Annotated in this window: 11 protein-coding genes and 1 pseudogene; 7 read left to right on the forward strand and 5 right to left on the reverse strand. The window is 75.4% G+C overall.

Translation table 11 applies throughout. The features are described 5' to 3' along the window. Both GTW08_RS16510 and GTW08_RS16515 read right to left on the reverse strand, forming a co-directional pair. Positions 1-118, reverse strand: a pseudogene (locus tag GTW08_RS16510) (alpha/beta hydrolase); the annotation flags it as partial. Beyond that, positions 115-933: an SOS response-associated peptidase gene (locus tag GTW08_RS16515; RefSeq protein ID WP_161152189.1), complete on the reverse strand. Its 819-nt coding sequence runs from the start codon at positions 931-933 to the stop codon at positions 115-117. The gene GTW08_RS16515 and the pseudogene GTW08_RS16510, both read right to left, overlap by 4 nt. Positions 934-968: 35 nt before the next feature. Here GTW08_RS16515 and aroA point away from each other — a divergent pair, with 35 nt between their 5' ends. From aroA to GTW08_RS16530, 3 genes are read left to right on the forward strand one after another with little or no spacing between them, the layout of a single operon-like run. Further along, entirely contained in the window at positions 969-2,261 is a 1,293-nt protein-coding gene (gene aroA, locus GTW08_RS16520) for a 3-phosphoshikimate 1-carboxyvinyltransferase (RefSeq protein ID WP_161152190.1), read from the forward strand. A 1-nt stretch (position 2,262) separates the two neighbouring features. After that, complete coding sequence (rsgA, locus tag GTW08_RS16525; RefSeq protein WP_073576323.1) at positions 2,263-3,282, forward strand: ribosome small subunit-dependent GTPase A; 1,020 nt, start codon at positions 2,263-2,265, stop codon at positions 3,280-3,282. 47 nt (positions 3,283-3,329) lie between these two features. Continuing rightward, on the forward strand, positions 3,330-4,130 hold the full coding sequence (locus GTW08_RS16530) for a hypothetical protein (protein ID WP_161152191.1): 801 nt from the start codon (positions 3,330-3,332) through the stop codon (positions 4,128-4,130). A 10-nt stretch (positions 4,131-4,140) separates the two neighbouring features. On the opposite strand, the gene GTW08_RS16535 is transcribed toward GTW08_RS16530, so the two are convergent. Then, positions 4,141-5,079 (reverse strand): SMP-30/gluconolactonase/LRE family protein, encoded by a 939-nt coding sequence (locus GTW08_RS16535; protein WP_202417258.1) that lies wholly within the window; start codon positions 5,077-5,079, stop codon positions 4,141-4,143. A gap of 32 nt (positions 5,080-5,111) precedes the next feature. Between GTW08_RS16535 and GTW08_RS16540 the strand changes: the two genes are divergently transcribed. Continuing rightward, positions 5,112-5,942, forward strand: a complete 831-nt coding sequence (locus GTW08_RS16540) for a crotonase/enoyl-CoA hydratase family protein (RefSeq protein WP_161152192.1) — start codon at positions 5,112-5,114, stop codon at positions 5,940-5,942. A gap of 14 nt (positions 5,943-5,956) precedes the next feature. Here GTW08_RS16540 and GTW08_RS16545 read toward each other — a convergent pair whose 3' ends face one another. Beyond that, entirely contained in the window at positions 5,957-6,463 is a 507-nt protein-coding gene (locus GTW08_RS16545) for a DUF6912 family protein (protein WP_073576326.1), read from the reverse strand. Next, positions 6,460-7,932, reverse strand: coding sequence for a WS/DGAT/MGAT family O-acyltransferase (locus tag GTW08_RS16550; protein WP_073576327.1), 1,473 nt, complete (start codon positions 7,930-7,932; stop codon positions 6,460-6,462). Before GTW08_RS16550 ends, GTW08_RS16545 begins: the two co-directional genes overlap by 4 nt. Between GTW08_RS16550 and GTW08_RS16555 the strand changes: the two genes are divergently transcribed. The 3 genes from GTW08_RS16555 to GTW08_RS16565 form a co-directional block, all read left to right on the forward strand. Next, complete coding sequence (locus GTW08_RS16555; protein ID WP_073576328.1) at positions 7,931-8,725, forward strand: TrmH family RNA methyltransferase; 795 nt, start codon at positions 7,931-7,933, stop codon at positions 8,723-8,725. The genes GTW08_RS16550 and GTW08_RS16555 overlap by 2 nt on opposite strands. Before the next feature lie 22 nt (positions 8,726-8,747). Further along, the gene (locus GTW08_RS16560) at positions 8,748-10,019 is read left to right on the forward strand and encodes an alpha-hydroxy acid oxidase (protein WP_161152193.1); all 1,272 of its coding nucleotides are present in this window, start codon (positions 8,748-8,750) and stop codon (positions 10,017-10,019) included. Positions 10,020-10,038: 19 nt separating this feature from the next. After that, a partial coding sequence (locus GTW08_RS16565; RefSeq protein WP_161152194.1) for an antitoxin occupies positions 10,039-10,270 on the forward strand: 232 nt, incomplete at its 3' end.

The following is a 10,270-nucleotide window of genomic DNA, read 5'->3' on the forward strand; positions in this document are numbered from 1 at the left end:
CGTCGACGCCGCCGCCCGCGCCGTGCCCGAGCAGCAGCAGCCCGCGCGGGGACCCCGCCCGGTGCAGGGTGACCCGGGCCGGGCCGCGCGGGGTGTCGACCTCGCGCGCCGCGGTCACGAGAGCAGGTCGAGCTGGATCGGCTCGGTCACCTGGTCGTCGGGGAGCCGGTCGAGCAGCTCGGGCGCGTTGTTGCGGACGTTGTTGACCTGCGGCGAGACCGGCCGGATGTCCAGGGTCGAGACCAGCTCCGGCGACGGCGGGACCAGAAGCCGGGTCACCCCCTCGTCGCCGGTGCCGCGGTCCGGGTCGAGCCAGTCCGACCAGTCGTCGGGGCGCAGCAGCAGCGGCATCCGGTCGTGCACCTGGGTCAGCGGGCCGACCGCGTCGGTGGTGAGCACGCAGGCGGTGACCAGCCCGTCCGGGTACTTCTCGGTCAGCTCGTCGCCCTGCGGGCGCCAGAACTCCCAGATGCCCGCCATCGCCATCGTGGCGCCGTCGGCGTAGTGGGTGAAGTACGGCTGCTTGGTCGGCTTGCCGGTCCCTCCCTGGGACTTCGGGACGGCGTCGTGGCGCTGCCACTCGTACCAGCCGTCCATCGGGAACAGGCAGCGCCGCGACGCGGCCGCGCGGCGGAACGCGGGCTTCTCGGTGATCGTCTCCGATCGGGCGTTCACCATCCGCGCACCCGCCGACGGGTCCTTCGCCCAGAACGGCACCAACCCCCAGCGCACGGTGCGCAGCGACCGCTCGGTGGCGCCCCGGTCGGGCTCGCCGCTCTCGTCGCGGGGGTGGCGTTCGACCACCACGGTGATGTCCTTGGTCGGCGCCACGTTGTAGTCCGGACGCTGCGAGGTCTCCTGCGTCGCGTCGACGGCGTGGAACTCGTCGGCCAGGTCCGCGGGGGCCTTCGTGGAGGCGTAACGGCCGCACATGCGCCCCATCCTCCCACGTGGGGAAGGATGGAGGCGTGAGCAACTGGACCGCCCCCACGCCCGGGTCGCCGGTGACCGGCACCGTCACCGTCCCCGGGTCGAAGTCGGTGACCAACCGTGCGCTGCTGCTCGCCGGCCTGTCCGGCGGCGACGTCCGGGTCGACGGCGCCCCGCCCACCCGCGACACCGCGCTGATGACCGGGGCGCTCGCCGCGCTCGGCGTCCCGGTCACCACGCTCGGGGACACGGTGGAGATCGGCGCGCACCCCGGGCTGCGCGGCGGGACCCCCGAGGCGCCCGCCGGGGTCGACTGCGGGCTCGCCGGCACGGTCATGCGATTCGTCCCCCCGGCCGCGGCGACGGCGTCCGGTGCGGTCCGCTTCGACGGCGACCCGCGCGCCCGGGAGCGCCCGATGGGCACCGTGCTGGACGCGCTGCGCGCACTCGGGGCCGCCGTGTCCTACGACGGCGCCGCCGACGCGCTGCCGTTCGTGCTCGACGGCGGCCCGGTCCGGGGCGGCGAGGTCACGATCGACGCGTCGGCCTCGTCGCAGTTCGTGTCCGGGCTGCTCCTGTCCGGGTCGCTGTTCGAGCGCGGCGTGACCGTGGTCCACGACGGGACGCCGCTGCCGTCGCAGCCGCACATCGCGATGACCGTGGAGATGCTGCGCGCCGCCGGGGTGGCCGTCGACGACGCCGAGCCGAACACCTGGCGGGTCGAGCCCGGCCCGGTCGCGGCGCGGGACTGGTCGGTCGAGCCCGACCTGTCGAACGCCTCGGTGTTCCTCGCCGCGGCCGTCGTGACCGGCGGGCGGGTCACCGTGCGCGGCTGGCCGGCCGAGACCACCCAGCCCGGCGTCGACGTCCTGCCGGTGCTGGAGCAGTTCGGCGCCACGGTCACGCACACCGCCGACGGCCTCACCGTGACCGGGCCGGACCGGCTCACCGGCGTCGACGTCGACCTGCACGACGCGGGCGAGCTCGCCCCCACCGTCGCCGCGGTCGCCGCGCTGGCGTCGGGCACCTCGCGGCTGCGCGGGATCGGGCACCTGCGGGGCCACGAGACCGACCGGCTCGCCGCCCTCGCCACCGAGATCACCGCGCTCGGCGGTGCCGTCACCGAGACCGAGGACGGCCTGGTCATCGAGCCGAAGCCGCTCACCGGAAGGTCCGACCGGCCGTGGGGCGCCTACGCCGACCACCGGATGGCGACCGCGGGCGCGATCATCGGGCTGGTGGTGCCGGGCGTCGAGGTCGACGACGTGGCGAGCACCGACAAGACCATCCCGGACTTCCCCGGCCGGTGGGCGGCGCTGGTCGGGAACTGACATGCCCCGCGACATCAGCAGGCTCGACGAGTCCGACGTCCGTGTCCGCCCCGGACGGCGCGGGAGCAGGCCGCGCAGCAAGCGCAGGCCCGCGCACGCCGACGCGACCCGCGCGATGGTCACCGCCGTCGACCGGGGACGGTGGACCTGCGCGGTCGACGCCGACCCGGGGCTGCCCCAGGTCGTCGCCATGCGGGCCCGCGAGCTGGGCCGGACGCCGGTCGTCGTCGGGGACCGGGTGGACCTCGTCGGGGACCTGTCCGGTGAGCCGGACACCCTCGCCCGGATCGTGCGGGTCGCCGAGCGTGACACCGTGCTGCGCCGCACCGCCGACGACACCGACCCCTACGAGCGGATCGTCGTCGCGAACGCGCAGCGGCTGATCGTGGTCACCGCCGTCGCCGACCCGGTGCCGCGCAGCGGGTTCGTCGACCGCTGCCTGGTCGCGGCCTTCGCCGGTGGGCTGCAGCCGGTGCTGTGCCTGACCAAGTCCGACCTCGCCGACCCGGAGCCGTTCGCGGCGCAGTACCGCGAGCTCGGCGTGCCGGTGCTGGTGACCGGGCGCTCGGAGTCCGGGCCTCCGTCCGGGCTGGACGCGCTGCGGGAGGAGCTGTCCGGGCGGCTGTGCGCGCTGGTCGGACACTCCGGGGTCGGCAAGTCCACCCTGGTCAACGCGATCGTCCCGGCCGCGACCCAGGCCATCGGACGGGTGTCGGGCGTGGGGAAGGGCCGGCACACGACCACCGCGGCGCTGGCGTTCCCGCACGCCGAGGGCTGGGTCGTCGACACCCCCGGGGTGCGCTCGTTCGGGCTCGCGCACGTCGGCGCGGACGACGTCGTCGCCGCGTTCGGCGACCTGGCGACCGCGATCGAGGACTGCCCGCGCGGCTGCGGGCACCTCGGGCCGCCCGCCGACCCGGAGTGCGCACTGGACGACCTGGTCGCCTCCGGCGCACTCGGAGGAGGCAGACTCGAGGCGTTGCGCCGCGTGCTGGTGGCGCTGGCGAGCGACAGGTTCTGACCATCACGACGACGGCCGGGGAGCGGGTAGTGCCGGGACGGCGCGCGATGACGCTGCTGCTGTGCGGGGCGGTGCTGGTGCCCGGGCTGACCGGCTGCGCCTGGCCCGGCTCCTTCGGTGCCACCCCCGCACCGCCCGCCGCCGCGCCCGCCGCCCTGCCGAAGTACTACGACCCGGCGCCGCTGATCACCGACGTCCGGGCCCGCACCCGGCTCGACGGCGGCTCGACGCTGTCCGTGGCGGGCACCCTGACCGACGGCGGCACGACCGTCCCGGTCACCGGCGACGGCGCCCTGCGGGTCGACCAGGACGGGGACGCCCCCGCGGTGCGGCTGCTGCTGCGCTCCGGCCCGTCCGGCGCGGTCGCGCAGAGCACGGAGATCATCCGGATCGACGGCCGGACCTGGCTGCGCCCCGGCGAGGGCGGCTGGGGCGAGGCCGGCCGGGTCTCGCTGCCCCCGGAGCAGATGTCCCACGCGACGCTGGCCGCGAACGTCGCCGCCGGACTCGACCCGCTGGGGGCGGTCGCGCGCTACCCGGACGCGGTGCTCGTCGCCGACGCCGCCGACGACGCCGTCGACGGCACCCCGACCGTGCACTACACACTGGTCGTCGACCTGGTCCGGGCCGCGGCGACCGAGACCGACCCGGCGCGCCGCACGGCGCTGCAGGCCCAGCAGCAGGCCGGACTGACCCGGCTGAGCGCGGAGATCTGGGTCGACGCCGAGCGCAGGCCGCTGCGCAGCCGGGTCCGCCAGCAGCTCCCCGACGGCGCGGCGCTCGACGCCCTCGTCCGCTACGACGGCTGGGGCGCCCCGATCACCATCGAACCGCCGGTCCGCGGCTGACCCGGGGCCCTCAGCGGCGGAACGCCAGGTCGAGACCGTCGACCGGCCAGGTGCAGCGGTAGAGCCGACCCCGTCCCGACGAGGTGACCCAGGCGTCGCGCGACCCGGCGCCGGCGAAGCAGATGTTCGTGACGTGCGGGTCGTGCTCGGGCGGCGCGACGGTGCCGAGCAGCTCCCCGGCCGGGGACAGCACGCTGACCTCGCCGGAGACCAGGGTGGCGACGCAGACGTTCCCGTCGCCGTCGACGGCGAGCGAGTCGAGGTTGCGGAACCCGGCGAAGCCGTGCAGCAGGCGGGCGTCACCGGGGCCGGGCGGGCCGGGCAGTTCCGGCGGCGCGGCGAGCGTGCCGGGTCCGGTCACCGCCCAGCACCAGACACGGCCGGTGGCGGTCTCGGCGACGTAGAGCCGGGAACCGTCCGGGGACAGACCCACGCCGTTCGGGGTCATGAGCGGGTGCACGACCTCGGTGAGCGCCGAGCCGTCGGTACGGGCGTGGTACAGCCCGCCGAGGTCGACCTCGCGGGGGCGGCGCTTGCCGAGGTCGGTGAACCAGAAGGTGCCGTCGGCGGCGAAGACGATGTCGTTGGGGCCGCGCAGGCCGTCGTGGAGCACCGAGGAGCCGCCGGTGTCGGGGTCGACGCGCAGGATCGCGCCGCCGCGGTAGTCCTCGGGCTGGTTGCCCGGGTACACGGTGCCGTCGGGGCGGGTGTGCCAGGTGAAGCCGCCGTTGTCGCAGACGTAGACGGCGCCGTCCGGGCCGATCGCGGCGCCGTTCGGTCCACCCCCGGTCTCGGCGACGGTGACGTGGCCGCCGTCGGGCAGCACCCGGGTCAGCCGCCCGGCCGCGATCTCGACGACGAGCACCGACCCGTCGGACAGCGCCACCGGGCCCTCCGGGAACGCGAGCCCACGGGTCACCTCGTGCAGCTGCGGCGCGACGAACGCCATACCGGCCTCCGATCCGGGTTACGGTCCGGTGCATGAGCGAGCGTGTCCGGACCACCGTCGACGACGGCGTCGCCGAGGTGCGGCTCACCCGCCCGGAGCGCCGCAACGCCCTCGACGTCGCCCAGTTCACCGCGATCGTGCACGCCGCGGAGGCGCTGCGCGACCGCACGGACGTCCGCGCGGTGGTTCTCTCGGCGGACGGGCCGGACTTCTGCGCCGGGCTGGACCGCGACATGTTCCGCGCGATGCGTTCCGGTGAACGGCGCTCGGCCACCGCCGAGCTGCCCCCGCCGCGCGAGGGCTCCCCGGCGCACGCGACCGGGCAGCGCGCAGCGTATGTCTGGGCCGAGCTGGACGTGCCGGTGATTGCCGCCGTACAGGGGCACGCGCTGGGCGGCGGGCTGCAGATCGCGCTGGGGGCGGACCTGCGGATCGTCGCCCCCACCGCGACGCTGTCGGTGCTGGAGATCATATGGGGCCTGGTGCCGGACATGGGCGGCACGCTGCTGCTGCCGCAGCTGGTCGGGCGCGACGTCGCCCGCGACCTGACCTTCACCGGGCGCACGGTGTCCGGCACCGAGGCCGTCGCGCTGGGGCTCGCGACCCGCACCGCCGAGGACCCGCGGGCGGCCGCGCTGGCGACCGCGCACGAGATCGCCGCCCGCAACCCGCACGCCGTGCGTGCGGCGAAGCGGCTGCTCGCGGCGCCCCGCCCACCCGCCGAGCAGCTCGCCGCCGAACAGGCCGAGATCGGTGCGCTGATCGCGAGCCCGAACCAGCGCGAGGCGGTGACCGCGCGGCTGGAGGGGCGGGACCCGGTGTTCGCCGATCCCGCACCGGGGCCGCCGGCCGGGACGGGCTGACCGACCGCCGGGGCTCAGCCCAGCTCGACGAGGAACGGCAGCTCGGTGCCGTCGTACCAGGCCAGCTCGTGGTCCTCGGCCTCACCGACGAGGAACTCGGCGTCCATGTCGCCCAGGTCGGCCTTGTCGACCGCGCCGGCCGCCTCCCGGACGGCGTGCTCGGCCTCCGGCAGGTCCACGTGCACGGCGGCGATCTTCGACACCGGCACCGGGCCGGTGACCCGGACCGCGCCGTCGTCGAGGTCGGGGCGCAGGGTGACGTCGTCGGTGTCGGCGGACACCACGACCCGGCGGGCGGGGGTGTCGTCCTCGCCCAGCCCGAACTCGACCGAGAGCAGCCGCAGCGACGCCCGCGCCGCCTCGTTCATCGCGGCGTACTCGAGCTCCTCGTCGTCGCCTGCGGTGTAGGACTCGCGCAGCTTCGGGGTGAGTGCGAACGCGGTGCCGCCCAGCGGCTCGAAGTTCCCGGTCTTCACCGTGCGGGCCAGCATCGGCCAGGTCGCGGGGAGGTAGATCCTCAACGGTCGTCTCCTCTGACGGGTGTCATCGGTGTCTGTCGCAGTGTCTCGAGGAGCTCCTCGAGTGACTCGTCCACCATCCCGGCGAGCACGTCCAGGTCGCCCATGGCGCCCCTGTCCCCGTTCAGTCCGTAGTACACACCACCGTCGTAGCTGGTCAGGCCGATGGAGACGGCCTGACCCTTCGCCAGCGGCACCACCGGGAACATCTCCAGCATCCGCGCCCCGGCCGCGTAGAGCGGGAACTGCGGGCCGGGCACATTGGTCACGACCAGGTTGAAGAAGTGCCGGGCCATGCCGTTCGCGGCGCGGGCGCCGACGGCGTGCAGCGTCGGCGGGGCGAACCCGCCGATCCGCACCAGCGTGTCCGCACCGACGGCGTCGCCGGTGTCGGTGTGCTCGCGCATCTGGTGGGTGACCTGGTGCAGCCGCACCAGCGGGCTCGGCTCGCCGACGGGCAGGTCCACCAGGAACGACGCCACCCGGTTCCCGAGCGACCCGCCGGTCGCCGAACTGGGTACGTCGCCCTCCCCGCGCACCGACAGCGGCACCAGCGCCCGCACCGACGACGACCCGGCGACCGGCTCGCCGCGCGACATCAGCCAGGTGCGCAGGGCACCGGCGATGACGGCGAGCACCACGTCGTTGACGTCGCAGCCGTAGGCGGCGCGGACCTTGCGGTAGTCCTCCAGGTCGGTGCGGGCCATCGCGAACCGGCGCTGGGTGGAGATCTCGGCGTTCAACGGGAGCCCGGGCGCGCGGCGGCCCGCGGTGCGGGCCATGTTCAGGACCTTGCCCGCGGCCCCGGCGAGCTTGCCGACGGTGGCCAGCGCGTCGCCCGCGGCGACCCGGACGTTGTCCACGATCTCGGTGGGGCGGGTGACCGCCTCGGAGATCGCGTCGAGCACGAGCTGGCCGTCGGTCGGCTCCGGGCGCGGCATCCACAGCTCGTCCGGGGTGTCCCGCGGCTCGGCGGAGACGTCCAGGATGACCTGGCCGATGTCGATGGCGGAGATGCCGTCGACCATCGCCTGGTGGGTCTTGGTGAGGATCGCGACGCGTCCGCCGTCGCCGCCGCGGCCGTCCCCGGCGGGGGCGAGGCCCTCGATGAGGTACATCTCCCACAGCGGGCGGGTGTGGTCCAGCGGGCGCGACATCAGGCGCCCGACCAGCTCGGTCAGCTGCTCCTCGCTGCCCGGACGGGGCAGTGCCGAGCGGCGCACGTGGTAGGCGATGTCGAACTCGGGGTCGTCGACCCACACCGGGCGCGCGAGGTTGCCCGGGACGTGGCGGACCTTCTGCCGGTAGCGCGGCACCAGCGCGATGCGCTGCTCGATGAGCTCGACCAGCCGGTCGTAGTCGAAGCCGTCGTCGGGGCGGTCGAACACGGCGACCCCGCCGACGTGCATCGGTGTGGTCGCCTCCTCCAGGTACAGGAAGGACGCGTCGAGTGCGGAGAGCCGGGACGGCATGGCCGCGATCCTACGTGCGACGCTTCTCCTCGTGAGCGATGCAGGTGCGGTCTCCCCGAAGGACCGGTTCATCACGGTCTACGGCCGCAAGCCCGTCCTGGAGGCGCTGGCCGACCCCGACCTGGAGGTCGACAAGGTCGTGCTGGCCGACACGGTGCGCGGTGGCGGCGAGCGCGAGATCACCGCGGCCGCCCGCGGTCGCGGGGTGCCGGTGCAGCGCGCGACCGCGCAGCGGGTGAAGGTGCTGGCCGGCAACGGCCGCCATGACCAGGGCGTGCTGGCCGACGTCGTCGCCCCGCGGATGTCGCCGCTGGAGCACTTCCTGTCCGACCTGGGCACCCGGCGGCCGGCGTCGGTGCTGGTGCTCGACGCCGTCACCAACCCGTCGAACGTCGGGATGATCCTGCGCAGCGCGACGGCCGCCGGTCTGGACGGCGTGCTGCTGCCCCGCCGCGGGGTGCCCGCCATCGACCCGCTGGTGATCAAGGCGTCGGCCGGGGTGGCGTTCGCCGCGCCGGTGCTGCGCTGCGCCACCGCCACCGAGGGCGTCGACCTCATGCACGCCGCCGGGTTCGGGGTGTTCGGGCTCGACGCCGGCGGCGACTCGCTGCTGGAGGCGTCGCTCCCGTCCCGGGTCGCGCTGGTGCTGGGCAACGAGACCGACGGGCTGACCGAGGACGTCCGTTCCCGGCTCGACGGGATCCTCTCGCTGCCGATGTACGGCGGGGTGGAGTCGCTCAACGTCGCCTCCGCCGGAGCCGTCGCCGCCTACGAGCTGCTGCGCCGACGCTGACCGGTCACCTAATGTCGGGGCGATGGTGCGCCGTCGCATTCCCCGCCCGTCCGAGCTGGCGCCGCTGCTGCGGCCGGCCCCGTTCACCCTGGACCGCACGGCGGCCCGGCTCGCCCGCGCGTCGAGCATCGGTGACCTGCGCGAGCTGGCGCGGCGGCGCGCGCCGCGGGCGGTGTTCGACTACACCGACGGGGCCGCCGAGGACGAGGTGAGCCTGCGCCGGGCCCGCGAGGTGTGGGCGTCGGTGGAGTTCTCGCCGACCGTGCTCACCGACGTCTCGCGGGTGGACACCGGCCGGGAGATCCTGGGCGGGCGCTCGTCGCTGCCCTTCGCGCTGGCCCCGACCGGCTTCACGCGGATGATGCACACCGAGGGCGAGCGTGCGGTCGCCGCCGTCGCCGCGCGGGCCGGGATCCCCTACGCGCTCTCGACGATGGGCTCGACGACGATCGAGGGCGTCGCCGAGGCCGGGCGCGGCGGGCGGCACTGGTTCCAGCTCTACCTGTGGCGCGACCGCTCGGTCGCCCACGAGCTCGTCTCCCGGGCGCAGGAGGCCGGCTACGACACGCTGCTGCTCACCGTGGACACCCCGGTCGGCGGCAACCGGCGCCGCGACGCCCGCAACGGCCTGTCCATCCCGCCCGCGCTGTCGCTGCGGACCTTCGTCGACGGCGCCCGCCACCCCCGCTGGTGGTTCGACCTGCTCACCACCGAGCCGCTGACGTTCGAGTCGCTCGCCGCGGGCGGCGGCAGCCCCTACGAGGTGATCAACCGGGTGTTCGATCCGGCGCTGACCCTCGACGACGTCACCTGGCTGCGCGGGGCCTGGCCCGGGAAGCTGGTGGTCAAGGGCGTCCAGTCGGTCACCGACGCCCGCCGCGTCGCCGACGCGGGCGCCGACGGCGTGCTGCTGTCCAACCACGGCGGACGGCAGCTGGACCGGGCCCCGGTGCCCGCCGAGCTGATCGAGCCGGTGGTGCAGGAGCTCGGCGACGACGCGGAGGTCCTGGTGGACACCGGGATCACCCACGGCGGCGACGTCGTCGCCGCCGCCGCGCTCGGCGCCCGCGCGGCGCTGGTGGGCCGCGCCTACCTGTACGGGCTGATGGCCGGTGGCGAGGCCGGGGTGTCCCGCGCGGTGGAGATCCTGCGCGCCGAGGTGGAGCGGACGATGCAGCTGCTCGGCGTGACCCGGGTGGACGACCTCCGCCCGGAGCACGCCCGGCTCCGCTCGGCGACCGGCGGCCACCACCACCCGAACGAGCGACGGCCCGGCACTGCGCCCCGGCGCTGACGGGGCCAGCATGGGGCGCATGAGTTTCCTGGACAAGGCCAAGGAACTGCTCGGCAAGCACGACGACAAGGTCGACCAGGCCCTGAACAAGGTCGGCGACGCGGCCAAGCAGAAGTACGGTCACGACGGTCAGATCGACACCGCGACCAAGTTCGCCCGCGAGCGGACCGGTACCGGTGACACCGCCGCGCCGCCGCCCCCCGGTCAGCCGGGGCCGGACGGCCAGGCCCCGCCGCCGCCCGCGCCGGGGC

Origin of the sequence: Pseudonocardia sp. SID8383, from assembly GCF_009864975.1 — a bacterium.
GTDB lineage: Bacteria > Actinomycetota > Actinomycetes > Mycobacteriales > Pseudonocardiaceae > Pseudonocardia > Pseudonocardia alni.

What these genes read in the sequence shown, in the direction of transcription:
- GTW08_RS16515 (WP_161152189.1), bottom strand. Translation starts at nt 933, where the DNA reads ATGTGCGGCCGTTACGCCTCCACGAAGGCCCCCGCGGACCTGGCCGAC.
- GTW08_RS16550 (WP_073576327.1), bottom strand. Translation starts at nt 7,932, where the DNA reads ATGCCGTCCCGGCTCTCCGCACTCGACGCGTCCTTCCTGTACCTGGAG.
- rsgA (WP_073576323.1), top strand. Translation starts at nt 2,263, where the DNA reads ATGCCCCGCGACATCAGCAGGCTCGACGAGTCCGACGTCCGTGTCCGC.
- GTW08_RS16555 (WP_073576328.1), top strand. Translation starts at nt 7,931, where the DNA reads ATGGCCGCGATCCTACGTGCGACGCTTCTCCTCGTGAGCGATGCAGGT.
- GTW08_RS16535 (WP_202417258.1), bottom strand. Translation starts at nt 5,079, where the DNA reads ATGGCGTTCGTCGCGCCGCAGCTGCACGAGGTGACCCGTGGGCTCGCG.
- GTW08_RS16540 (WP_161152192.1), top strand. Translation starts at nt 5,112, where the DNA reads ATGAGCGAGCGTGTCCGGACCACCGTCGACGACGGCGTCGCCGAGGTG.
- GTW08_RS16530 (WP_161152191.1), top strand. Translation starts at nt 3,330, where the DNA reads ATGACGCTGCTGCTGTGCGGGGCGGTGCTGGTGCCCGGGCTGACCGGC.
- GTW08_RS16560 (WP_161152193.1), top strand. Translation starts at nt 8,748, where the DNA reads ATGGTGCGCCGTCGCATTCCCCGCCCGTCCGAGCTGGCGCCGCTGCTG.